Raw genomic sequence first — 25,344 nt, forward strand, 5'->3', positions numbered from 1 at the left:
TTTTATTAATAACTCCCTATATATATTAAAGAGGATAAGCATATTAAATACTCATCCTCTTTAACTATCTTCCCATTTTTCTAAATTTATCATATCTATGAACTAGTAATTCTTTCCTATCCTTATATCTTAATGAATATACCTCTTCTACAAGTTCCCTTTTTATAGCTGATGCCATCTTAAGTGGATTCTTGTGAGCGCCACCATTAGGTTCCTTAATAACTTTATCTACTATATTATAATCTATTAAATCCTGTGCTGTTATCTTCATAACTTCTGCTGCTTCCTTAGCTTTACTACCATCCTTCCATAAAATAGATGCAAAGCCTTCTGGTGATAGAATAGAATATATAGAATGCTCTAACATAAGAATCCTATCTGCCACTGCCAGTGCTAAAGCACCGCCACTTCCACCTTCACCTAAAAGAACAGTTATAATAGGAGTTTTTAGCCGGCTCATTTCTAATAAATTCTTCGCAATTGCTTCTCCTTGCCCTCTTTCTTCTGCATCAACTCCACAAAAAGCTCCTGGAGTATCTACAAAGCAAATAACAGTTCTATTAAACTTTTCAGCTTCCTTCATTAGTCTTAATGCCTTTCTATAACCTTCTGGTTTAGGCATTCCAAAATTTCTTTCTATATTTTCTTTAGTGTTAGCCCCCTTAGTTATTGCAATAATTGTAACAGGAATTCCTTCTAAAAAACCTATGCCTCCAATTACTGCATTATCATCTCCAAAATGTCTATCTCCATGTAGCTCTATAAAATCACTAAAAATATTTTCAATGTAAAAAGCTCCTGTAGGTCTATCCTTGTGTCTTGCAATTACTACCTTATCCCATGCTGACATGGTTTTAATTGTATCCTTAGTCATTGTTACTCACCCCATGCATTAAAAGAAGCTTATAAAGCATCTTCCTAAGATCTTTTCTATGGACTATAGAATCTACAAAGCCTTTTTCTAACAAGAATTCAGCCTTTTGAAAGTCATCTGGAAGTGTTTCTCTAATGGTATTTTCAATTACTCTTCTTCCTGCAAATCCAACTAATGTTCCTGGTTCACTTAAAATAATATCACCTTCCATAGCAAAACTTGCAGTCACTCCTCCTGTTGTTGGATTAGTTAGTACTGTTATATATAGCAAACCTGCATCATCATGTTTTCCTATTGCTGCACTAATCTTAGCCATCTGCATCAAAGAAAAGATTCCTTCCTGCATTCTAGCTCCTCCAGAGGTTGTAAATATAATTAATGGTAGTTTTCTTTCTGTGGCATATTCAATTAAGGATGTAATTCTTTCACCTACTACAGTTCCCATACTTCCCATCATAAAATAGCTATCCATAACAGCTATAGCTACAGCTATACCATTAATTTTACCAATACCTGTGATAACTGCTTCACTACTCTCAGTTTTTTCCTTACTTTTTTCAAGTTTTTCTTCATATCCATCAAAGCTTATAGGATTGGTTGTTTTAATATCTTCTCCCATCTCTTTGAAACTTCCCTTATCAACTAGAAAATTAATTCTAGTTCTTGCTTTTAATCTTAAGTGGTTATTACAACTATTACAAACATAAAGGTTTGATTTTAAGTCTTCCTTATAAATAATACTTCCACACTTATCACATTTTAACCACATTCCAGATGGTATATTAGGTTTTTCTTCTGCTTCTACATTTACATTTTTTACTGTTCCGTATTTATTTTTCTTAAATAAATCCTTAAGCATTTCTCTTCACCATCACTTTTTCTAAGAAAGAGGTATCATACTCCCCTCTTACAACTTCATCCATTTCTAATAAAGAAAATTGAAAGTCCACATTTGTTTTTACTCCACCTACGCCAAACTCTCCCAAAGCTCTTTTCATTATTGTTATTGCTTCTTCTCTATCTTTACCAAAAGAAATTAGCTTAGCTAACATTGAATCATAACAATGTGGAATTTTATAACCACAGTAAATAGCTGAATCTAGTCTTACTCCTCTTCCTCCAGGAACATACAATTCTGTAATTTTTCCAGGACAAGGCATAAAATCTCTATCCGGATCTTCTGCATTAATCCTACATTCTATAGCATGACCTTTAATTTTAATATCATCTTGATTTAACTCTAATTCTAATCCTGACGCAATTTTTAATTGTTCTTTCACAAGGTCTATGCCTGTTATCATTTCTGTTATAGGATGCTCTACTTGTATTCTTGTGTTCATTTCCATGAAGTAATAATTACAATCCTTATCTACTAAGAACTCTATTGTTCCTGCATTTTTATAATTAACAGCCTTAGCTGCTCTTTTCGCAATTTCTCCCATCTCAATTCTTAAATCTGAAGTTAAAAATGTTGATGGTGCTTCTTCTAATACTTTTTGATTCTTTCTTTGAAGAGAACATTCTCTTTCATTTAAATGTATTACATTTCCATAATTATCTGCTAAAATTTGAAATTCTATATGTCTTGGATTTTGTATATATTTTTCAATATATAATCTATCATCTCCAAAGCATGCTTTAGCTTCTGCTTTTGCTGTATTATATCCTCTTCTTAACTCTCCTTCATTGAAAGCTATTCTAATACCTTTTCCTCCACCACCTGCTGATGCTTTTATCATTACCGGATAACCTATTTCCTCGGCAATATGGGAGGCATGTTCTTCACTTTCAATTATACCTTCAAAACCAGGTACAACAGGTACATTGGCATCCTTCATTACTTCTCTTGCCTTAGCCTTATTTCCCATTAATTCAATTGAGGTATAATCAGGACCTATAAACTTTATATTACACTCCTTGCACATCTTTGCAAACTTAGCGTTCTCCGATAAAAAGCCAAAGCCTGGATGGATAGCATCTGCACCTGTAAGTACACATGCACTTAATATATTAGTTATATTTAAATAACTATCCTTGGCCGATGCTGGTCCTATGCATACTGCTTCATCTGCTAGTTGAGTATGAAGAGCCTCTTTATCAATTTCTGAATATACTGCTACCGTTAAAATACCAAGCTCTCTACAAGCTCTTATTATTCTAACAGCTATTTCTCCTCTATTTGCAATAAGTACTTTCTTAAACATCCTTATCACCTATCCTATAGCAAACATTATTTCTGCTTCACAAACCTTTTTTCCATCAACAGTAGCTACTGCCTTTCCTATTCCTATAGGTCCTCTTAACTTAATAATTTCACAACTTAAATCTAATCTATCACCTGGTACTACTGGCTTTCTCCATTTAACTTTATCTGCGCCAGCAAACATAGGTATTTTTCCCTTAAACTCATCCATACTTAATATTGAAACTGCACCTAATTGCGCTAGAGCCTCCAATATTAACACACCTGGCATTATAGGTTTTTCTGGAAAATGTCCTTGAAAAAACTGATCATTTATAGTTACATTTTTATATCCTTTTATACTTTTGCCTTCAACTACTTCAGTAACTCTATCTACTAAAAGGAAAGGATATCTATGAGGTAAAATTTCCCTAATTTCATTTATGTCCATCATTTTTTATATCTCCTTTACCTTAAATAATGGTTGCCCATATTCCACCATTTCGCCATCTTTTACTAAGATCTCTTTTACTACTCCATTTACATCACTTTCAATTTCATTCATAAGCTTCATTGCTTCTATTATACATAGTGCATCACCTTTAGAAACTTCATTTCCTTCAGATACAAAAGCTTTACTATCTGGAGATGAAGAACTATAAAAAGTACCAACCATTGGAGACTTAATAACTTTTAAGTCTTCATCCTTTTCTTCTACCTTTATTTCACTTCCATCTGTAGCAACATTTACTGAGATACTATTATTCATATCCTCTTGACTACTTGGCAATTCTTTTTTAACAACTTCATTATCCTTTTCTTCTGAGAGAATATTTCTACTTAATGATTTATCCATTTTTATATGTCCATCAGCAGTTTCTATCTCAAAGTATGCTAATTGTGATGAATTTATTAACTCAATTAACTCTTTAACCTCTTTAAAATTCATAATAAAACCTCCTAAATCCTACTCCCACTTCTTAAATAGTAAAGTAGCATTGTGGCCTCCAAAACCTAGAGAATTTGAAAGAACATATTTCAGTTCCTTTTCTCTTCCCTTATTTGGTACATAATCTAAATCTAATTCCTCATCTACATTTTCTAGCCCTATAGTAGGAGGTATAAAACCCTCTTGAAGTGCCTTAATACATGCAACAGCCTCTATAGAACCAGCTCCCCCTAGCAGATGTCCTGTCATTGACTTTGTTGATGAAACAGGTATATTGTATGCATAATCATTAAATACTTTTTTAATAGCATATGTTTCATACTTATCATTTAAAGGTGTTGATGTACCGTGGGCATTTATATACGAAACTTCATTTCTTTCTATTCCAGCTTCTTCAATTGCTTCTATCATAGCATCAGCTGCACCTTCTCCTTCTGGATGTGGGCATGTAATGTGATAAGCATCACAAGTACTACCATAGCCTACAATTTCAGCTAGGATTTTTGCTCCTCTTGATATAGCATGTTCTTCTGACTCTAATACTAATACAGCTCCTCCTTCACCAATTACAAATCCACTTCTATCTTTATCAAAAGGAATTGAAGCCCTAGAAATATCATTATTAGAATTTAATGCTTTCATGCTAGCAAATCCAGCAACCCCCATTTTCGTAATTGGAGCTTCTCCACTACCTGCAAGCATTACATCTGCATATCCATCTTTTATTAATCTAAATGCTTCACCTATATTATTATTACCAGTTGCACATGCTGTAACCATTGATGTACATGGTCCCTTAGCTCCATATTTTATAGCTATGTTACCTGCGCCAAGATTTATAATAGTCATTGGTACAAAAAACGGTGAAACTCTTTTAGATTTTCCTGTGACTATTTTTTCAGTTTCACTTTCCATAGTCATAAAACCACCAATTCCTGATCCAACATATACTCCAAATCTTTTACTATTAATACTTTCTACATCTAATCCAGATGACTTTATGGCCTCATCTGCTGCATATAACACAAATTGTGAAAACTTATCTAATCTTCTTACTTCTTTCTTTGGCATAACCTCTTCTGGATGAAACTCCTTAACTTCTGCTCCTATTTTTACATCTATAGTTGATGTATCAATGTTTTTTATATAATCTATACCGCTTTTTCCATTCTTAAGGCTATTCCAATACTCTTCAACATTATTTCCTATAGGAGTAACAGCTCCCATTCCAGTTACAACTACTTTTCTACTCATAACATTCCTCCACTACATTACCATTCCACCATCAACGTGGATTACTTGACCTGTTATATAATTAGCACTATCACTAGCTAAGAAAGCTACAACTTCTGCCACATCTTCTGCTTTTCCTAATCTTTTTAAAGGAATATTCTTTTTTGCTTCTTCTTTAAACTTATCTCCTAGTACATCAGTCATATCTGTCTCAATAAAACCAGGTGCTACTGCATTTACAGTTATTCCTCTAGATCCTATTTCCTTTGCAAGAGATTTTGTCATTCCAATAACTCCTGCCTTTGATGCAGCATAATTTACTTGCCCTGCATTTCCAACTAAACCTACTACAGAAGAAAGATTAATTATTTTCCCTTCTTTTTGCTTTACCATAACAGGTGTTATAGCCTTTAAACAATTAAATACGCCCTTTAAATTTACATTTATTACAGAATCAAAGTCCTCTTCTTTCATTCTTAATAATAATGTATCCTTTGTAATTCCAGCATTATTAACCATAATATCAATCTTACCAAATTTCTTTTTAGCAGAATCTATTAAATTCTCCACATCATTTGGTTTACTTATATCACCTTTAACCCTTAATACCTCTACCCCTAAACTCAAAATTTCTTTTTCTGTTTCTATAGCCTTATCTTCACTACTTCTATAATTTAAAACTATATTTACTCCTGAACTTGCTAGCTTTAAAGCAATAGCTTTGCCAATACCTTTTGCAGCACCTGTAACAACTGCACACTTTCCCTTTAACATTTGTACCTCCTACCTACCTTCTTTTAACTCATTTAAAGCATTATTTAAGGACTCCATATCTTCCACATTAAGTAGCCTTGAATTTTTATCTATCTTTTTTACAAATCCTCTTAATGCTTTACCTGGGCCTACTTCTACAAATGTATTAACCCCTTTATTAATCATATCCTGAATTTCCTTCTCAAAATAAACTGATGACATTATATGCTTTTTTAAAATAAATCTAATATCATCTTCCTCTTCATATGGCAATCCTTTAACATTAGAATAAATAGTTTTCTCTACCTTTTTAATGTCTACCTTTTTTATAGCTTCATAAAACTCATCACTAGCCTCTTTTAATAATGAACTATGGAATGGTCCACTTACCTTAAGTAAAACTGCCCTTCCCCCTAATTCTTGAGCTATTTCAACAGCCTTATCTATAGCCTCATTTTCACCTGCTATGGATACTTGCCCCGGGCAATTATAATTTGCTCCCTCACAAACTCCATATTCACTTGCTCTAGATAAAAGTTCCTCAACTTTTTCATTATCTAATCTCATTATTGCAGCCATTTTACCTAACCCCTTAGGTAAGGCAGAGCCCATAATTCTTCCTCTCTCTTTAATAAGCTTTAAACCATCTTCAAATGATAAAGCTCCACCATAAATCAAAGCTGCATATTCTCCTAGCGAAAGTCCTGTTGCATATTCTGCTTCTATCCCATTAACTTCTAGTGCTTTCAACGCTGCCAATGATGTAAGTAATATTGCTGGTTGAGCCACTTCAGTTTCCATAAGCTTTTCTTCTGGTCCATTAAATATTAAATCTTTAATAGGCATATCTAGTATTTTTTCTCCCTTATCAAAGATTTCCTTACACTCTGGAATACTTTCATACAGTTCTTTTCCCATTCCAACGTATTGGGCTCCTTGACCTGAAAATAAAAATGCTACCTTCTTGCTATTCATTGTTACCTCCAAAAACTTGGAATCTGTCTGAAGCTTCCTTCATGATTTCTTCAATAATTTCTTTACAGCTTTGTTCTTTATTTATTAATCCTGAAATTTGGCCTGCCATTACAGATCCAAAATCTACATCACCTTTAACAGCTTTAGAAAGACATCCTCTTCCTAATTCCTCTAGCTGATCAACTGACGCTCCTTCTTTTTCAAGCTTCATAAATTCTCTAGTTAATTTATTTTTAATAACTCTTATTGGATGTCCTGTAGACCTTCCTGTAACTTCTGTATCAATATCTTTTGCCTTTATTACTCTATTCTTATAACTTTGATGAACTGTACATTCTTTTGCTACTAAAAATCTTGTTCCCAATTGAACACCTTCTGCACCTAACATAAAGCTAGCTGCAACACCTCTTCCATCACCTATTCCCCCTGCAGCTAAAACTGGAATATTTACTGCATCAACTACTTGAGGTACTAAGGCCATAGTAGTTAATTGGCCAACATGACCACCTGATTCTGTTCCCTCTGCTATAATGGCATCTGCTCCTGCCTTTTCCATTCTTTTAGCTAATGCTACTGAAGCTACAACAGGAATAACTTTTACTCCATGTGCTTTCCACATCTCCATATACTTCCCTGGACTTCCTGCACCAGTTGTTACAACTTTAACGCCTTCTTCACATACCATTTTAGCTATTTCATCTGCATGTACATCCATAAGCATAATATTTACACCAAAGGGATTATCAGTTAGCTTTTTAGCCTTTCTTATTTCATCTCTAACCCAGTCAGTTGGTGCTGTTCCTGTAATAATTCCAAGGCCACCTGCTTCACTTACAGCTGCTGCTAAAGATGCATCTGCAATCCAAGCCATCCCACCTTGAAATATAGGATATTCTATATCTAATAATTGACAAACCCTACTCTTCTTCATACATAACCCCTTCTCACTTTGTTAAATAAAACACAATCATTTTTATGATTATGTATATAATTAAATCGGGCACCCTATATTTATAATGAAACCCGATTTAAAACTTAATATAATACTTTTTACTTATTTACTTTCTTTTCTACATATTCAACTGCATCTCTAACAGATTTAATACTTTCAGCCTCTTCTAATTGAATTCCGTATCTTTCTTCAATTTCAATTACAACTTGAAATAAATCTAGTGAATCTGCTCCTAAATCTTCAAATGTAGTGTCCATTGTAACCTCTTCTGGTTCAACCTCTAATTGTTCACATATAACCTTTTTAATTTCTTCAAATATCATTTTAATACCTCCAAATTTTAATAATCTCTTTCATTTTAACATTTAATGGTAAAATCAACATTATAATTCTATTAAAATTGACCCGTAAGTCAACCCACCACCAAATCCAACTAATATTATCTTGATTCCCTCTTTTAACAAATCTTTTTCATACATTTCATTTAATGCTAAAGGAATTGATCCAGAAGATGTATTGCCATATTTATCCAAGTTCATAAAGAACCTTTCTATACCAATTCCTAGCTTTTTGGCAGAATAATCAATTATTCTAGAATTAGCTTGATGGCATACGATATAGTCTATATCCTCTATATCCATTTCATTTGTTTTAACTAATTCTTTTACAGAATTAACTATTGAAGTAGTTGCAAATTTAAAAACTTCTCTACCATTCATGTAAATCTTCTTGTTTCTAATGTTTTCTTTCTTTATATAAGGGTTTATAACATCAAAAGCATAGGTTGTTAAAAATTCTCCCTTATCACCCTCAGATTTAGAATAAAAAGAGAATTTCTTTGAAAAACTCTTATCTTCCTTAGATAAAACAACAGCTCCTCCACCATCTCCAAAAAGAACACAAGTACTTCTATCTTCCCAGTCCATAATTTTCGATAAGGTCTCTGCTCCTATTACTAAAGCATTGGTAAAATTATTAATCTTCATCATTGAATAAGCAACCTGCATTCCATATATAAATCCAGAACATGCTGCATTAATATCAAAAGCCATAGCATTTTTTGCCCCTATTTCTTTTTGCACCAAACAAGCTACTGAAGGAGTAAACATATCCGGTGTTATAGTTGCAACTACAATTAAATCAATATCTTCACCTTTAAGTTTTGACCTTTCAAGTGCCATTTTTGCTGCTTTAATGGAAATCTGAGATGTATCTTCTCCCTCTGAGATTCTTCTTTCTTTTATCCCAGTTCTAGAAGTAATCCACTCATCACTTGTATCTACTATTTTGGATAAATCATCATTTGTAATAACAAGTGAAGGTGCGTACGCCCCAAAACCTTTAATATTAATTTCCTCCATAATACTCTCCTTAATCAATTAACTCATATTTCTCTTTAAAGAAGACATTTAATCTCTCTAATGAAGAAATAAGTATTTCTTCTTCATCCTCCTTTAATCCACTTATTGTTTCATTTATCATGTCATTGTGAAACTTTTCATGTAATCTATATGCTAGTTTACCCTTTTTAGTTAAGTGAATCAGAACTACTCTTCTATCCTCTTCAATTCTTTTTCTATCTACATAGCCTTTTTTTATAAGTTTATTAATTGCAGTTGTTAATGTTCCTACTGTAATTTTTAAGTCTTGTGCAACTTCAGTCATTGTTCTTTCTTTATACATTCCTATAGCTTCAATAGTATGTAACTCCGTTACAGATAAATCTGATAGTGGACCATTCTTCAAAGATTTTTCTTCAATTTGAAGAATGTCATTAAATAATTGCACCAAAAGTTCATTAAGTATCTTCTTTCCTTTTTCCATGTAAAATTTTCCTCCATTTTTCTAACTATATTAACATAATAATAGCTTTCCTTTTAAAATTCAATTGGTGCATCAAAATATTATTATTATTCAAATATTTTGATATTCAAAATATACTACACTCAAAATATATTGTCAATAATATATTTATTTTTTTTACATTATTAATATTAATTTTATAATTTCTGTCAATCATTTATAATGGATAGTAACTACAAAGGGGAGATACATAATGAAAAAATTTTTTAAGTACTTTTTCTTAATTTTATTAGTAATAACTCTATCAGCTGGCTTTATCTTTAGAAACAGAATATCTCTTTGCATAAATATAGTAAGTAAATTTACTAATGCCAAAGAATCTCTTGCAACAATAGATACAGTAGCAAGCTATAATGATATAAAATGGATGAGTGATTCAGATTCAGAAAAGGTAATTTATAAATCTACAAATAATAAACCACTAACTTTAGATATATATAAATCTAAAAAAGAAAGCACGAAAGCCTCTCCTGTAATTATTTATGTACATGGTGGAAGTTGGGTATATGGTACTGACAGTATTCCTCAAGCACTCTCCCCTATACTTGATATTTTCAGAGAAGAAGGTTATACAATCATAAGTGTATCTTATGAAATGTCACATAATAGCATTGACTTTAAGAAGCAAATTTCGGATGTTAAAGATGCTATAAGATGGGTGTACAAAAATAGTAATGGTTATAATTTAGATACTAACGAAATAGGATTAATGGGAATATCTGCTGGTGCTCACTTATCTTTAATTGCTGCATATTCAGAAAATGATGCTTTTATAGATAGTCCTGATTTAGCTGAATACCCAAGTAGAGTAAAATATCTTCTAGATTGTTTTGGTCCAACAGACCTTTCAACTTTAGATCCATCAAATATTGACCCTAATCTAGCAAATGTATTTAATTCAATAGAAAACAAAGAAGAATTAATAAAAAAATATAGCCCTATCAATTATCTAAAAAAGGGCTTGCCTAAAACAATGATAATACATAGTAAGGTTGATTCCCTAGTTCCATACTCTAACTCTGAGACGCTCTATACAGAAAGTAAAAAACTTGGAAACAATGTTGAGTTGGTAACTCTTGATTATTTAGGACATGATTTATCTAACTTTACTACTGAGGATGGAAAAAAAATAGCCTTAAACATTTTAAAATTCGTTGTATTTAATTCACCTTTGTAATATTAAGTATACAAAAAATAAAGACTCAGATATTCTACTCTGAGTCTTTTGATTGTATTAAATTATCATTAACACTATAGCAAATACTAATAACATAATAGATAAACTAATCAATACAATTGGTAGTTTTAATGTATTGGGATAATCGTTAACCTCAAAACCCTTTGGATCATTTGAAGGATATACTATATTAATAAAATCTCCCTCTTTATAAATTGGTGGATTACTACCTTCATCGCATACTGCTTGTAATTTTAATCCATCCTCAGTCTCAAACTCTATAATAGGCCTATAAACTGTAATTTCAATTATTTGATCGAAAGAATCTACTGTATGCTCTATAAATTTTTCATTTCTAATTACTCTTCCTACAGCTTTTACTCCATACTTTTCAAGTATTATCTTAGAATAGAACATCCATAATCCACCGGCTAACAATATAAGGCTTATAACCACTAATAATATAAACATAATTATGGAAAGAGCCTCCTTTATATACTTTTAGTACATAATATGAGAGGCTCTCTATAAATGTTATTCTAGTATTCTTCTACTATTTCCCCAAAATAAAGAACATGCTTTGCATCCTTTGAATAAACTGCTTTAACAATATCTTTATCCATATTCTCTAAATCTATTTCTTGCTTATAAACAATCTTACATTCAAAATACCTATCACATCCTTCTACTATTGGTGTTTTAACAGATTTTGAATCAATAAATTTAATATTAGCTTCCCTTTCCTTATCTATATCTCTTCCTGACTTAGTGCCACAGATAGTTAGTGCTTCCTTTTTACTTCCTCTTTCAGGAACACTAATTGTATATGTTTCTCCTAAATCTAAAAATTCATTTGTGTATCTATTAGTTCTTATTAAAGCCATAAACATTGGCTTCCTCCACATATATCCTACGCTTCCCCAGCTTATAGTCATAGTGTTAGCTTTATTTTTATCTCCAGCTGTAAAAAATGCACCCTCTAAATAAAGATTATCCATTACATTTTCAAGATTTTCTGTAAACTTATTTATCATTTTTAACCCTCCCCAACTTTTTCTATTCTTATAATATCATATATTTACCAAAATTAAATCTTATCCCAAATTTCTTCTAATTCTTTATCCTTCTTAGAATATTCTATAAAAAAGGAATTAAGTTCTATGCTCTTTTTTACATCCTTCAAAGAATTTTCATAATCCTTTAAATTTATATAATTACACCCTCTGTTATAATAAAGAAAAGCCTCTTCATTAAATTCTAATCCCTTATTCAATATTTCTATTGCCTTTTTATAGTTTTTCTCTTCCTTATATGTAACTGCTAAATTTAAAAAACTATAGGGATAAAAGGGATTTGATTTGATTGATTCAAAATAGTATTTTCTACTCTCTCCTACATTTCCTAATTTATTAAGCACTACTCCCACATTAAATAATACTCTAAATTGTCTATTATCTATTTCTAAAGCCTTTTTAAGATATTCTAAAGCTTCTTCATTCTTATTTTCCTCTTCTAAAATGCATCCAATATTAGCATATGCCCAAAGTTCATTAGGGTTTATATCTATTACCTTTTTATAATTTTCTATAGCTTCCTGCTTTTTTCCAAGTTCATCTAGTATGTTAGCTAAGAAAAAATATGCCTTATCATACCTTGGATTTAACTCTATTGCTTCTTTATAGTACTCAATAGCTTTTTCATATTCCTTATCTTCATCGTATAATACTCCAAGACCATAATAGGCACTAGCTTCTCCTTTATCTATCTCAATAACTTCTTTATATTTCTTTTCAGCTAAATCCTTAAATCCAAGTTCATCATATAAAAGTGCCATATCTAGTAGTAAATCTATATCCCCTTTTCCTATTGGAAGACTGTAAGCTTTCTTATAAAACTTAAGTGCCTTTAAGTTATCTCCATCAATTTTAGAGTTTCTTGCTATATTTATATAATTATCAAAAAGATAATTCTTATTTTCCATGTAAAATCCTCCATAAATTTATATAATTTAATATACAACAATAAAGAGGTTGTTGCAAAATAATTAAATATTTGCAACAACCTCTTAAATCCCTTATTAAATAAAAGGATTATAAAATCGCTTATCTGGATTATTTAAAGTAATCACTAAGGATACTATAAACAGGATAATCATAAAAGCAATTGCTATATAATCTCCCTTTTCAAATTTTCTTCCACTATACCATGTCCTTTTCTTCTTATTACCAAAGGCTCTAAGTTCCATTGCACAACTTACAGTTTCTATTCTCTCTAAACTAGAGAAGATTAAAGGCATAAGAATAGTAGACATGTTCCTTACCCTCTTTATCAACTTTTCCTTATTTGACATATCTATTCCCCTTGCTTGTTGAGCAAAGGAAATCTCCATATAATCTCTTTGTACATCTGGTATATACCTTAATGCAATTGAAACAGAATAAGCTATTTTATAACTTACCCCAATTCTATTTAAGGATGCTGCAAACTCACTTGGATTTGTAGCTACCATAAATAATAATGCCATAGGAATTATTGAAAAATATTTTAAAGTAACGTTAAATTGATAGAAAAGTTGTTCCAAAGTAACATTATAGTTTCCTACAAGGTGAAATAAATCTGTCCTTGATTTATAAATTTCAACCCCTTCATAAGGTGAAAATATAAATATAGCTATATTATTGATTAATAAAAATACCAATATAAAATATAATACAAATGAAATTTCCTTAAACTTCACTTTCGATATTTTAAAGAATACTATGCTTAATATGAACATTAATATCAACACCCTTGTGTCGTAGGTAACCATTGCTGTTATAGCCCATATTATTAATGCTATAAGCTTAGTTGCACCAGTTAACTTATGTATAGGTGACTTTAAATCCGTGTATTCAAGCATTGCATTATTCACTTTCTCGAGTCCTCCTATCATAGTCAATAAACTTATTTACAAATTCTCTTGGATCAGCTAAATTTGCTTTTAAAGCAAGTTGATACAGAGATGTTTCTTTCAAGTTTGCTTTTTCTATAACTTCATCATCAGTTAAGATACGAAAAGCTTTATCTTCTGCAATCTTCTCTCCATCAGATAAAACTATAGATCTATCTGTATATTCAAGCATAAGATGCATATCATGAGTTATCATAACTATAGTTACACCTTTTTTATTAAGCTCTTTTAAGAACTCCATTATTTCTGTATAATGCTTAAAATCCTGTCCTGCTGTAGGTTCATCTAATATTATTAATTCTGGATTTAGTACTAATATAGAAGCAATAGTTACTCTCTTCTTTTGTCCAAAGCTTAATGCAGATATAGGCCAATTTCTAAATTCATATAAGCCACATATTTTCAAGGCTTCATATACTCTTCTCTTAGTTTCATCTTCTGAAACTCCTCTAATTTGTAATCCTAAAGCCACTTCATCAAATATCATGGTTTTAGATATCATTTGATTAGGGTTTTGCATTACTAAACCTATTTTCTCTGCTCTTTCTTTTATAGTACTATTTTTAAGATTATTTCCTTCAAATAGTATTTCTCCTGATGTTGGGTGATAGAAACCACAAATAAGCCTAGATATAGTTGATTTACCTGCTCCATTTCTACCAACTATACTTACCATCTCACCTTTGTTAATTTTAAAAGAAACATCCTTTAAAACCTTTTTATTTTTAGAGTATTCAAAGTTTACATTCTTTAACTCTAGTAAAGGTTCTACAGATTCTTTTACTTCTTCATTAACTACTCCATCAGCCCATGATTTAAGAGCCCCACTTAAGGAGTTTAAGTTAATTTCATCTATATTTTCTAAATTCATATCTTTATCCAGTTTACAACCAGCATATTTTAATGCTGTTATATAAAGAGGTTCTCGAATTCCACATTCTTTTAGAACTTCTGTAGCTAATAGTTCTCTTGGAGTAGTATCCTTTACTATTTCTCCATTGTTAACTACTATTACTCTATCTACATTTCTATATAAAACATCCTCAAGACGATGTTCTATAATCACTATAGTTTTATTACTATCATTTTTTATCTTATCTATAAGATCTATAGCATTCTTTCCTGTAGCAGGGTCAAGACTTGCAAGAGGTTCATCAAATAATAAGATATTAACCTCATCTACCATTACCCCTGCAAGAGAAACTCTTTGCTTTTGTCCACCTGATAAACGCTGAGGAGATGAATCTAAGTGAGTATCAATTCCTACTATTCTAGAAACTATGTTTACTTTCTCCTTCATTGTATCTACATCTACACAATTATTTTCTAACTTAAAAGCTATGTCTTCTGCAACTGTCAATCCTATAAATTGACTATCAGGATCCTGAAGCACAGTTCCAACTGAATTTGATATTTCTGCTATGCTCATATCCCTTGTTTCTTTTCCATTTATCTTTAAACTTCCGTTTATATCTCCTTCATATAAAAATGGTACTAATCCATTTATACAATTAGAAATAGTACTCTTTCCAGAACCAGACGGTCCAACAATAAGTACCTTCTCACCTTCATATATAGTTAAATTAATATTATTCAATGTTGGTTTAGCTTGAACTCTATATTGAAAGCTAAAATCTTTGAACTCTATTACTGGTTTCTTCATTCCATTCTCCTTTGTACATTTTGTCTATAATATTATATACTATTCGACAATATTTTCAAAAGGATTTTTAATTATATTTTTTGAATATATCATTTTTACAAATTCTTTTTTATATCTAAATTTAATCTATTAGATAAATTGAAATTTGATTATTTCTTCATAATATAATTTTGTAACACAATCCCACTTCTTTCCACATTCTGTTTCTTAATAACTTTGTACCCTCGTTTCTCAAAAAAGGGTCTTGCCGTAATTGAAGCATGGGTAGTTACTTTGCTCTCATTAAAATTGCATTCCAATTCATCACAAATTGCAGTAGCAATACCTTGATTTTGATAATCCTTATGAACGTACAATCTATCCAGATATCCCGTGGAATCTATATCGCCAAAACCAACTATAATCCCATTTTCAACTGCAACAACAGAAAAATGTGATAATAAAGATTTATTCCATTTCTCTAAATCTACATTTCCTGTCGCCCATACATTCAGCTGTTCCGGCCTATAATCTTTTGCATTAATAGAATGTACTGTATTATAAAATAATTCAGCTAAATATTTACAATCTGATTCTTCATACCTTCTTATAAACATTTATTTTCTCCCCTTTAAATTCCTATTCATATAATAATTGTAACATATGAAGCATTTCCCATTCTTCATTGTTAAATAGTACCTTGGGATTCAAATTCATCTTTTTTGAAAAAGCTATTATTGCTCTAAAAACTTTTTCCATAAAATAAAATTCTTCTAATTCATTCTTATTAATCTTCTCATGGCAAACAAATTTGATTTTTAAATTTTTATTATTAATTTCAACCAATATATCCTTGATGTATTGCAACTCTTTCATTCCTTTTACTTTATATCCTTCTTTAGCAACTCTAGTGTATTTTATATCTAATTTATCACTTAAAATAAGAGCTAAAGCAATAATATTATCACTATCAAATCCACCACTATGAATCTTTATGGCTTCTAATACTAAATCTTTATTTTCTAATATAATATTGTTTTTCTCAAAATATTTTTTTGCAAATTCATAACTTCTTAGTGAATGATTATTCTTTCCCTCTATTGCACCAGTATCATGTAATAAGGCTGCTATTTTAGCTTCTTCTATAAAGCTATCATCATAACCCAATTCACTAAGTAAAGACTCAATTAATTTAGCCACATTTTTAACATGATGAAAATTATGATGTGCCCATCCTTTATCTAGATCTTCAAATTCAGAAATTCTATTATAAACTTCAATTATTGTTTTATCATTTTTTATTTTTTCAAACCTATTCAATACACTCTCCCAATTGGCGAAAAGTTAAAGATAACTTTCTTATCTTTTTACCATTGTTCTTCTCCACCAATATTTCCTCTACATATTTATATATTGTTATATTTATCCTAAAGTGAAAAAGAAAGAAACTTCTAAAGCAGTTTCCCAATTAACTTTATTATCCTCCTTACTCACAGAGTACCTCTATGTTGCTAAATCATAGATTTAGATATTCAGGCATCTTAATTATCTCGATTATCTTCCTAACCACGCATTTTTCCTATAACTTTTTACCTTGCTTCTTTCTCCCCAGGTATCTTCTCTACATATTTTTATATTTTTATATTCAAAAGCTCTTATGTTCATAACTTGTTATATTTTTTCACTCCCCTAAGAAGAAAATAATATTTTTAACAAAAATTCTTTTCTTAAATATATTATTTATATTAATAATATTATTTTTATTATTAATATAACTTATTATAAAGAGAAGAGTTAATAGTAAATAATTTAGGACAATTTTATTACAGAAATTTTTTAATCTTAAACGCTTGTCCACCCTAATGCTCTTAATCCATAAATAACCCTCACTACTAAAGAATAAAGTTCTCATCCCATCACTACCGACTTATATATAGGAATGCAATCCTAATGGATTGCATAAGTTCATCTACCCAAAATAAATTTTAGAGATTCACTTGAAACTTTAGCGATAGCAAAGTTTCCTCCTTACTCATTGAGTATCTTCATATTACTAAATCATAGATTTAGATATTCAGGCATCCTTTTTATCCTTTTTATCTATATTAACTCTCTTATCCTAATTATCTTGATTAACTCTTCTTACCTTTTTACATAATACCTTTTCTTACCTATACTGTGCATAGCACTGCTTGCACCTTCTTACCTAAAAAGAAAGAAACTGCAAAGCAGTTTCCTCCTCAACTCTTTTATCTCTTTTATCTTATTTATCTATATTAACTCTCTTATCTTAATTATCTTGATTAACTCTTCTTACCTTTTTACCTAATACCTTTTCTTACCTATACTGTGCATAGCACTGCTTGTACCTTCTTACCTAAAAAAGAAAGAAACTGCAAAGCAGTTTCCTCCCATCCTTATCTTTTTACCTTGTACCTACTCTCTATCTAGGCTTCCCTTTTTAGTTCTTGTCTTTGAGTAAGCATAAATTAATAATGATCCTACTATTCCAACAGTAAGTCCATTAGAAACAAACGCAACTGCTCCTTGAACAAACACTTTATTAGCTGGTTCTGCATAAGCAAGAACATCTAACCCTGGAGCTACTAAAAGCCAAGCTATAGCATTTCCTATTATTTGATAAATATTGAATCTAATAATATCCTTCTTATTAAATTCACCATCATTAATGCTTAATCTTTTGTATGCAAATCCAATTACTAATCCAACTACTGCTGAAGCTAAAATCCAACTAAACCATGGTGACCCATATGTAGTTAAATCCTTTAATGTATGCCCTATAAATCCAATTGAAAAACCTGCAACAGGTCCATATAAAACTGCCATTAATGCTAGAAAGGCATATGCTGTTTCAATGCTTGTGTTTGGTATACCTGTTGGAATTGCTCCAAACCTTCCAAGTATCATAAACACAGCAGCACCTATACCTATAGCTACAATAGTTTGTATTCCTGATCTTCTATTCATATAAATTCTCCCTTAGTTTTAATTTATATATATTTTTCATAATATTCTATATTTATATACACAAAGATAAAAAGCTGACTTATGTCAGCTTTTTAATTAATTTTCTAAGAATGAAATTGCCTTAGTTGGACATTTAGTTGTACAAATCTTACAGTTAACACAGTTTTCATAGTCAACCTTAGCTAAGAATCCATCAACTTTAACTGCACCCTTTGGACAATTCTTTTCACAAATTTTACATCCAATACATCCAGCTGAACAAGCATTTCTTACATCCTTACCAGCATCTTGTGAGTTACAAGCAACTCTTACCTTCTTATCATATGGAACAGCTTCAATTAATCCCATTGGACAAATATCTATACAAGCTCCACACATTGTACACTTTTCTTTATCTACCTTTGCAATACCATCTACTATATGTAAAGCATCAAACTCACATACATTAACACAACTTGCAAGTCCTAAACATCCATATGAACACTTCTTAGCACCACCACCTACTAAAAGAGAAGCTTCTAGACAGTTAGTTACACCTTCATATTCATAATTTTGTTTAGCTTTTTCACAGTTACCAGCACACTTAACAAATGCTGTCATTTTAGCTCCAGTTTCAACTGAAACCCCTAAAACTTCACCCAATGCTTCTGCAACTGGTGCACCACCAACAGAACAAAGGTTAGGTTTTGCATCACCAGATGCAACTGCTTCTGCATAAGCGTCACATCCAGCATATCCACATCCACCACAGTTTGCACTTGGAAGACATTCTCTAAGCTTCGGAATCTTTGGATCAACTTTAACTTCAAACTTCTTTGAAGCAAATCCTAGTAATATACCAAAAACTAATCCTAAGGCACCTAAGCTAAGTGCTGCATATAATATACCCATCTATAAATACCTCCTAGTGAATTAATCCTTGGAAGCCTAAGAATGCTATAGCCATTAACCCTGCTGTAAATAGAGTTATTGGAAGACCTCTTAAAACTTCTGGTATATTCTTATTGTTATCAATTCTTTCTCTAATGAATGATAATAAAACTATTGCAAGAGTGTATCCTGTAGCAGCTCCAATACCATTTACTAAAGCTTGTAATAAGTTATAGCTCTCTTGAATATTTAAAGAAGCCATACCTAAAACTGCACAGTTTGTTGTAATAAGAGGAAGGTAAACACCAAGAGCCTTATGTAAACTTGGCATCATCTTCTTCATTGCCATTTCTATAAATTGAACTAACGCAGCTATAACTAGTACGTTAGCTATAGTTGATAAATAATTTAATCCTAATGGATCTAATATTTTATTGTAAACTAACCATGACATAACTGATGCCACTACCATAACTAGTGTAACAGCCATTCCCATACCAAAGGCAGCATCCTTCTTCTTAGAAACTCCTAAGAATGAACAAATACCAAGGAACTTTGATAGTACGAAGTTGTTTACTAGCATAGCACTAATAAAAATTAAAAATAAACTCATCTATCTTCTCCACCTTTACTTATTTTCTTGTAGAACATCCACCGTTTCCACATCCAGAACAGCTTCCGCATCCACCTGCTTGCATTTCAATAACTTGCTCGTTATTTTTCTTAGCTTTCTTGATCTTTCTATAGTTTAAGAAAGTAACTAGTCCACCTAATGTGAAGAAAGCACCTGGAGCAAGAATCATAATTGATGCTGGCTTATAACTTGCTGGCATTACTTGCATACCTAAAATTTGACCTGCACCTATTACTTCTCTGAATGCACCTATTAAGAAAAGAGCTACTGTAAATCCAAGTCCCATACCTATAGCATCAAAGATTGATGGTATTACTGGGTTCTTTGAAGCATAAGCTTCAGCTCTTCCTAAAATTACACAGTTAACAACTATAAGTGGAATAAATATACCTAGTGACTTATATAATGCTGGAACATATCCATGCATTAACATATCAACTATTGTAACGAATGAAGCAATAACTACGATGTACGCAGGAATTCTTATCTTATCTGGTACAAACTTTCTTATTGCAGAAATCATCATATTAGAAAATATTAAAACTACTGTAGAAGCTAGTCCCATACCTAAGGCATTTTCTGCACTTGTTGTAACCGCTAAGGTTGGACACATAGCTAATACTTGAACAAAAATTGGATTTTCAGTAATTATACCGTTTTTTAGTCTTTCAATTAACTTGTTCATTTTTATCCTCCTTATCTTTAGGTTACTGAGTTGCACTTGTAGTAGAGTCTACTTCTTCCTTAGGTGCTACCTCTTCTCCCTTAATGTTTTCTTTATAGAATCTTATTGCGTCATTTACTGCAGTAGCTACTGCTTTTGAAGATACAGAAGCTCCTGATACACCTTCAACTTGATTATCCTTTGATGGAGTTACTTTAACAATTTCTATATCTTCAGCAATTGGTAAGTCCTTTATTCTTTCCATAAAAGCAGGTTCTGTAATTTTAGCTCCAAGACCTGGCGTTTCAGAGTGAGCTAAAACCTTCATACCAGTAACCTTATCTTCGCTTGAAATAGCAATAACTAATTCTACAGGTCCATGGAACCCTTTTGTTGTAACCTTAAATACATTACCTACTCTATTTCCACTTCCATCTAATGCATCATATACTTCATTAATAGTTTCATTTGTTTCTATTCCTTCAGTATCAGCAATTGATGAAGCAGCAGGTAATATAACCTTTAAATCTTCTTTACTAACCTTTGAATTTTCTAAGATGGCTTCAGCAGTTAATGAGTTAGCAAAACCTAAAAGTAAACCAGCTATTACTGTAATAGTTAATAAAATACCACCTAATTTTAAGTTTTCTTTCATTATTAAGCCACCTCCTTCTTAAACTTTTTAGTAGTGAAATATTCAATCATTGGAACTACTAAGTTCATTATAATAATTGCATAGTATGGTCCTTCTGGATTATATCCAAGTACAGATATAACTGATGCTGTAACACCAAGACCTATACCAAATATGTATTGACCAACTCTAGTCATTGGTGAAGTTGCATAATCACTTGCCATAAATATCGCTGCAAAGAAGAATGCCCCTGAAAGTAATCCTTCCTTACCTAAGTAAAGGTTCATAGCATAACCTGAAACTAAGAAAGCAAGTGGAGCTCTTAAGCTTATTCTTCCTCTTAAAGCAAGGTATAAAGCTCCTACAGCTATAGCTAAAATAGAAGTTTCTCCAATGCTTCCTGAAGCTTGACCAATTATTTGATCCATTAAAGTAACAGTTTCTTCAACAACCTCTGATGCTGCTGCAACTGTATCTACTACAGGTTTTGCCATTACTCCTGCCCATGAAGCTATTAAGAAAGCCTTAGCAGCTGCTACTGGATTCATGAAGTTTTGACCAAGTCCACCAAAGAATTGTTTAACTACAATAATAGCAAAAATTGAAGCTATAACTGGTATCCATAATGGAACATGTGTTGGTAATATAAGACCCATCATTAACCCTGTAACTATTGGGCTTAAATCTGTTAAAAAGCTAGTCTTCTTAACAAACTTGTTCCATAACATTTCTATAACTAATGCTGATAAAGTTGATGCAACTAATATTTTAACTGCATCTTTTCCATAAAAATATATTCCTGCACCTGCTGCTGGAAGTAATGCAATAATCATATCAATCATTATCTTGTTGATAGTATTGTTACTTCTTATATGTGGAGCAGGTGAAATATTAATTTTTCTCTCCAAAATGTTCACTCCTTATCTTTTTTCTTTAGGAAATCCAAACTTTTACTTTATAAAAGCCTTTGCAGTAACAATCTTGTTTGCTACCTCTACCTTAGACGGACATACATAACTACATAAACCACACTCTATGCACTTATTTCCTCCAAACTTTAAGAACTCTTCTTTTTCTCCTCTTTCCCAAAGCTCCATAAGCTTTATTGGATTTAACCCTTCAGGACAAGCTCTTAAACATTTTGCACATCTTATACATGGTGATTCAGTTGCCTTTGTAGCATCCTTTGTATTTAAGAAAAGTATAGCTTTAGCATTGTAAGATATTGCTGAATCCTCACTAAATTGAGGTACACCTCTTAATGCTCCACCTACAACTACCTTACCTAATTCTTCTTTATTTCCACCTAATGTTTCTAAAACTTCATCTAAAGTAGTACCTAACTTAACCTTAAGTAAAACATTTTCTTTAATAGCAGAACCTGAAACAACAACATACTCATCTAAATGAGGTTGTCCACTTAAGAAGCATTCTCCAAGATATACTAATGTTAAAATATCTTCAACTATAACATCTTCATTTTTTACGTCTTTACCAAAGAATTTAGAAATAAGTTCTTCTCTCTTTAACTCAATTGTCTTCTTTGACACACTCTTACTATCAGCTTTCTTTATTTCTAAAGATACAAATAGCTTGTTTAAAACTTCTAAAGCTTTATTTATTTCCTTTTCCTTAGTATTTAAAAGATCATAATAAGCTATATTTGATTCATAACTAAAACTCTTAACTAATAGCTTATTTCCACTAAAAGCTCTGTACTTTAATGATAAAGGTACTCCAGCTTCATCTAATAAACCAAACTCTTGAATCTTATTTAATATTTCCTCTTTTGATAAAGAGTTAATATTAACTTCTTTTTCTTCAAGTGTAGTTTTTTCTTTTACTTCAATAACTACTGCTTTTGACTTTTTACCATCAGTATTATAAGTATCTCTTATTTCTACAACAGTTCCATTAACTGAGCTTAAAACAGGTATTGATAAATCTTCTTTTTCTTTACCAATTACACTACCTACAACTACTTCATCTCCCTTTTTAACTAGGGCTGTAGTATTAACTCCCTTTCCTTCTAAATAGAATACACATTGTTTAGTTGGATAAAGGGACTCTTCCTTTGATATTTTAGTCTCTTTAATTAAATTAAATAAACTCATATAAGTCCTCCTATTTTATGATTAACTTGAAACAAAGCTTTACATTTAAATTTTCGACTTCATTCTGCTTTATAGTAGTCCATTTGTCATTTTATCATCTTATATAGTACTTAACAACTCATTGTTTTATATTTAACATATATTTTTTAAAATTATTTTATTAAAAAATAAAAAAAGATGCCTTAGAATATAGCTCTAAGGCACCTTTTCTTGAACTCTAATATTTTGAATCTACCATATAGTAATTTTTACCACCCAATCTTTGTTATATAATTAACTATATTAATTATATATTCTAATACTTCCTACCCCAACACTTATATCGAAAATATAGTCACCATTACTAGAAATAACTGCTTCATTTTCTATTGACCCTAATCCTGATTCTGATTTAATAATTATTGGCGAATTCTTTGGTATCTTAATATTAGAACTACCAACTCCACCATCATATATTAAATCTCCACCAACCTTCTTAATGTTCACATTTACCTCTCCAACACCTCCATTTATATCAATATTTCCACTTCTATCTCCTGTCTCTATATTAACTTGCCCTACTCCACTATCTAAATCTAAGTTATTAAAACATATATTAGATAATGTTAGTTTTCCAGCTCCACCATCTATATTAATATCTTTTAAGTCTAGGTTATTAATATCGGCTTTTCCTGCCCCTTGATTAAAATCTAAATTCCCATTAAAAGTTTTTGGTATCATTATATCTAACTTTGTATGTTCAATATTGACACCTATATTTTTCTTACTTTCTTCCTTTATATATAATGTATTCCCTCTTTTGTTAATTTCAAGACCTTTACTATAATCTCCAAGTTCACCTTTTACCTTTACTTCGCTTCCATCATATGCGTATAAATTAATTTCTGATGCTCCACTTTCAATCCGTATTTCTTCAACCCCAGAAATAGATTCTGTTTTATCAATTTTTGTTACAGTAGAGTTCACATCTTTAGCATTAGAATTATTGCAGCCTATAAAGAATACACCTAACATTACTGATGCTAAATAAAAACTTATTTTTTTCATAACTTCACCCCTTACTATACATTATATCCCAATACTTTCCTTTTACTTTCTTAAAAAAACCTTATTTTTATTTATAATAGCAAAAAAACTATACAAAATTTCTGTATAGTTTCTCAATTACTTGTACTTGATTTTCATTATCAGTTATCCTTCTAAAAAAATCACTTGAATATATGTCTAACATACTCAAATGGTCTATATATTAGAAGTCTTGGTCCTGAAAATCTCATTACCTTTTTTATTTTTTCCTTCATATCTTTCTTATAGCAATGAATTGGACATTTACTACAAGATGATTTTTTATCTCCAAACTTACAAAAACTCAATCTTTTATGAGCATATTCTAAAAGTTCCTTACAATCATCACAAAGTTCATCCTTACACTTATGATTTTTTTCACAGTAAAGCCTAATCATTAATTCTACAATTTCTTTTTCCTTTTCTACTCTACTCATTTACATTCTCTCCTACAACTTTTATAGTCTTAATTTTAAATGTAAAGTAATATAACTTGAGCAATATAACCACTGACATTGCAATTCTTGCATGAAGATTATTTACAAAATACATAGCTATAAGAATCATAGTATCTGCAAATAGTAATATACATACCTTTTGTTTTAAAGTCATAGCTCTATTATTCACAAAATTCTCTAAGTGCTTTTTATATATTTTTGTTTCTTTGAACCACCTATCAAATTTATCAGAGCCCCTAACAAAACAAAATGATGCCAATAACAAAAATGGTGTTGTAGGTAATACTGGCAATATCACTCCAATTGCCCCTAATCCAAAAGATATTAATCCAACGATTATATAAAGCGATTTCTTTATCTTATTCAT

At 31.0% G+C, this 25,344-nt stretch carries 30 protein-coding genes; 1 reads left to right on the forward strand and 29 read right to left on the reverse strand.

The window, feature by feature from the left end:
* Positions 1-64: 64 nt before the first annotated feature.
* The 12 genes from I4V16_RS04035 to I4V16_RS04090 form a co-directional block, all read right to left on the reverse strand.
* On the reverse strand, positions 65-874 hold the full coding sequence (locus tag I4V16_RS04035) for an acetyl-CoA carboxylase carboxyltransferase subunit alpha (RefSeq protein WP_049180292.1): 810 nt from the start codon (positions 872-874) through the stop codon (positions 65-67).
* Positions 867-1,733 (reverse strand): acetyl-CoA carboxylase, carboxyltransferase subunit beta, encoded by an 867-nt coding sequence (gene accD / locus I4V16_RS04040; RefSeq protein WP_195573284.1) that lies wholly within the window; start codon positions 1,731-1,733, stop codon positions 867-869. The genes I4V16_RS04035 and accD overlap by 8 nt, the downstream gene beginning before the upstream one ends.
* Complete coding sequence (locus I4V16_RS04045; protein ID WP_099330182.1) at positions 1,726-3,078, reverse strand: acetyl-CoA carboxylase biotin carboxylase subunit; 1,353 nt, start codon at positions 3,076-3,078, stop codon at positions 1,726-1,728. Before I4V16_RS04045 ends, accD begins: the two co-directional genes overlap by 8 nt.
* A gap of 9 nt (positions 3,079-3,087) precedes the next feature.
* A complete protein-coding gene (gene fabZ, locus I4V16_RS04050) occupies positions 3,088-3,510 on the reverse strand; it encodes a 3-hydroxyacyl-ACP dehydratase FabZ (RefSeq protein ID WP_049180287.1) in 423 nt (140 codons plus the stop codon).
* 3 nt (positions 3,511-3,513) lie between these two features.
* The gene (gene accB, locus I4V16_RS04055; RefSeq protein WP_049180285.1) at positions 3,514-4,005 is read right to left on the reverse strand and encodes an acetyl-CoA carboxylase biotin carboxyl carrier protein; all 492 of its coding nucleotides are present in this window, start codon (positions 4,003-4,005) and stop codon (positions 3,514-3,516) included.
* Between the two features lie 18 nt (positions 4,006-4,023).
* Positions 4,024-5,259, reverse strand: coding sequence for a beta-ketoacyl-ACP synthase II (gene fabF, locus I4V16_RS04060; protein ID WP_049180284.1), 1,236 nt, complete (start codon positions 5,257-5,259; stop codon positions 4,024-4,026).
* 12 nt (positions 5,260-5,271) lie between these two features.
* The gene (gene fabG, locus I4V16_RS04065) at positions 5,272-6,012 is read right to left on the reverse strand and encodes a 3-oxoacyl-[acyl-carrier-protein] reductase (RefSeq protein WP_049180282.1); all 741 of its coding nucleotides are present in this window, start codon (positions 6,010-6,012) and stop codon (positions 5,272-5,274) included.
* A 9-nt stretch (positions 6,013-6,021) separates the two neighbouring features.
* A complete protein-coding gene (gene fabD, locus I4V16_RS04070) occupies positions 6,022-6,966 on the reverse strand; it encodes an ACP S-malonyltransferase (RefSeq protein WP_049180281.1) in 945 nt (314 codons plus the stop codon).
* The gene (gene fabK, locus I4V16_RS04075) at positions 6,959-7,897 is read right to left on the reverse strand and encodes an enoyl-[acyl-carrier-protein] reductase FabK (RefSeq protein WP_049180279.1); all 939 of its coding nucleotides are present in this window, start codon (positions 7,895-7,897) and stop codon (positions 6,959-6,961) included. Before fabK ends, fabD begins: the two co-directional genes overlap by 8 nt.
* Before the next feature lie 119 nt (positions 7,898-8,016).
* Positions 8,017-8,241 carry an acyl carrier protein gene (gene acpP, locus I4V16_RS04080; RefSeq protein ID WP_049180277.1) on the reverse strand — a complete coding sequence of 75 codons (225 nt, stop codon included), beginning with the start codon at positions 8,239-8,241 and terminating at the stop codon, positions 8,017-8,019.
* A gap of 60 nt (positions 8,242-8,301) precedes the next feature.
* A complete protein-coding gene (locus tag I4V16_RS04085; RefSeq protein WP_195966525.1) occupies positions 8,302-9,279 on the reverse strand; it encodes a beta-ketoacyl-ACP synthase III in 978 nt (325 codons plus the stop codon).
* A 10-nt stretch (positions 9,280-9,289) separates the two neighbouring features.
* Positions 9,290-9,742, reverse strand: coding sequence for a MarR family transcriptional regulator (locus I4V16_RS04090; RefSeq protein ID WP_049180275.1), 453 nt, complete (start codon positions 9,740-9,742; stop codon positions 9,290-9,292).
* Positions 9,743-9,974: 232 nt separating this feature from the next.
* Between I4V16_RS04090 and I4V16_RS04095 the strand changes: the two genes are divergently transcribed.
* Positions 9,975-10,958, forward strand: coding sequence for an alpha/beta hydrolase (locus I4V16_RS04095; protein ID WP_049180273.1), 984 nt, complete (start codon positions 9,975-9,977; stop codon positions 10,956-10,958).
* A 57-nt stretch (positions 10,959-11,015) separates the two neighbouring features.
* Here the strand turns inward: I4V16_RS04095 and I4V16_RS04100 are convergent, their stop codons facing one another.
* The 17 genes from I4V16_RS04100 to I4V16_RS04180 all read right to left on the reverse strand — a co-directional run bounded on the left by I4V16_RS04100 (position 11,016) and on the right by I4V16_RS04180 (position 25,344).
* Positions 11,016-11,429, reverse strand: a complete 414-nt coding sequence (locus I4V16_RS04100; protein WP_195573280.1) for a DUF3592 domain-containing protein — start codon at positions 11,427-11,429, stop codon at positions 11,016-11,018.
* A 68-nt stretch (positions 11,430-11,497) separates the two neighbouring features.
* Positions 11,498-11,992 (reverse strand): flavin reductase, encoded by a 495-nt coding sequence (locus I4V16_RS04105; RefSeq protein ID WP_195966526.1) that lies wholly within the window; start codon positions 11,990-11,992, stop codon positions 11,498-11,500.
* A gap of 53 nt (positions 11,993-12,045) precedes the next feature.
* Entirely contained in the window at positions 12,046-12,939 is an 894-nt protein-coding gene (locus I4V16_RS04110) for a tetratricopeptide repeat protein (protein WP_111938210.1), read from the reverse strand.
* Between the two features lie 96 nt (positions 12,940-13,035).
* Positions 13,036-13,857 (reverse strand): energy-coupling factor transporter transmembrane component T, encoded by an 822-nt coding sequence (locus I4V16_RS04115; RefSeq protein ID WP_243282785.1) that lies wholly within the window; start codon positions 13,855-13,857, stop codon positions 13,036-13,038.
* A 4-nt stretch (positions 13,858-13,861) separates the two neighbouring features.
* The gene (locus tag I4V16_RS04120) at positions 13,862-15,571 is read right to left on the reverse strand and encodes an ABC transporter ATP-binding protein (RefSeq protein ID WP_195966528.1); all 1,710 of its coding nucleotides are present in this window, start codon (positions 15,569-15,571) and stop codon (positions 13,862-13,864) included.
* Between the two features lie 149 nt (positions 15,572-15,720).
* Complete coding sequence (locus I4V16_RS04125) at positions 15,721-16,167, reverse strand: GNAT family N-acetyltransferase (RefSeq protein ID WP_195542386.1); 447 nt, start codon at positions 16,165-16,167, stop codon at positions 15,721-15,723.
* A gap of 22 nt (positions 16,168-16,189) precedes the next feature.
* Positions 16,190-16,870, reverse strand: coding sequence for an HD domain-containing protein (locus I4V16_RS04130; protein ID WP_195966529.1), 681 nt, complete (start codon positions 16,868-16,870; stop codon positions 16,190-16,192).
* A gap of 1,116 nt (positions 16,871-17,986) precedes the next feature.
* Positions 17,987-18,538 (reverse strand): ECF-type riboflavin transporter substrate-binding protein, encoded by a 552-nt coding sequence (locus tag I4V16_RS04135; protein WP_111938212.1) that lies wholly within the window; start codon positions 18,536-18,538, stop codon positions 17,987-17,989.
* Between the two features lie 96 nt (positions 18,539-18,634).
* Positions 18,635-19,429 carry an RnfABCDGE type electron transport complex subunit B gene (locus tag I4V16_RS04140; RefSeq protein ID WP_049180260.1) on the reverse strand — a complete coding sequence of 265 codons (795 nt, stop codon included), beginning with the start codon at positions 19,427-19,429 and terminating at the stop codon, positions 18,635-18,637.
* A gap of 13 nt (positions 19,430-19,442) precedes the next feature.
* The gene (locus tag I4V16_RS04145) at positions 19,443-20,021 is read right to left on the reverse strand and encodes an electron transport complex protein RnfA (RefSeq protein WP_049180259.1); all 579 of its coding nucleotides are present in this window, start codon (positions 20,019-20,021) and stop codon (positions 19,443-19,445) included.
* Between the two features lie 19 nt (positions 20,022-20,040).
* Positions 20,041-20,727, reverse strand: a complete 687-nt coding sequence (locus tag I4V16_RS04150; protein ID WP_027097384.1) for an electron transport complex subunit E — start codon at positions 20,725-20,727, stop codon at positions 20,041-20,043.
* 22 nt (positions 20,728-20,749) lie between these two features.
* The gene (locus tag I4V16_RS04155; protein WP_049180257.1) at positions 20,750-21,361 is read right to left on the reverse strand and encodes an RnfABCDGE type electron transport complex subunit G; all 612 of its coding nucleotides are present in this window, start codon (positions 21,359-21,361) and stop codon (positions 20,750-20,752) included.
* Between the two features lie 2 nt (positions 21,362-21,363).
* Positions 21,364-22,257 (reverse strand): RnfABCDGE type electron transport complex subunit D, encoded by an 894-nt coding sequence (locus I4V16_RS04160; RefSeq protein WP_242974279.1) that lies wholly within the window; start codon positions 22,255-22,257, stop codon positions 21,364-21,366.
* A gap of 33 nt (positions 22,258-22,290) precedes the next feature.
* Entirely contained in the window at positions 22,291-23,454 is a 1,164-nt protein-coding gene (locus tag I4V16_RS04165; RefSeq protein WP_195573268.1) for a 4Fe-4S dicluster domain-containing protein, read from the reverse strand.
* 282 nt (positions 23,455-23,736) lie between these two features.
* Entirely contained in the window at positions 23,737-24,501 is a 765-nt protein-coding gene (locus tag I4V16_RS04170; RefSeq protein WP_099330117.1) for a DUF4097 family beta strand repeat-containing protein, read from the reverse strand.
* Positions 24,502-24,662: 161 nt separating this feature from the next.
* Positions 24,663-24,956, reverse strand: a complete 294-nt coding sequence (locus I4V16_RS04175) for a nitrous oxide-stimulated promoter family protein (RefSeq protein ID WP_049180250.1) — start codon at positions 24,954-24,956, stop codon at positions 24,663-24,665.
* Entirely contained in the window at positions 24,949-25,344 is a 396-nt protein-coding gene (locus I4V16_RS04180) for a YbaN family protein (protein WP_049180306.1), read from the reverse strand. Before I4V16_RS04180 ends, I4V16_RS04175 begins: the two co-directional genes overlap by 8 nt.

It is taken from the genome of Clostridium sp. 1001283B150210_160208_E6 (assembly GCF_015669365.1).
Classification (GTDB): Bacteria; Bacillota; Clostridia; order Clostridiales; family Clostridiaceae; genus Clostridium; species Clostridium paraputrificum.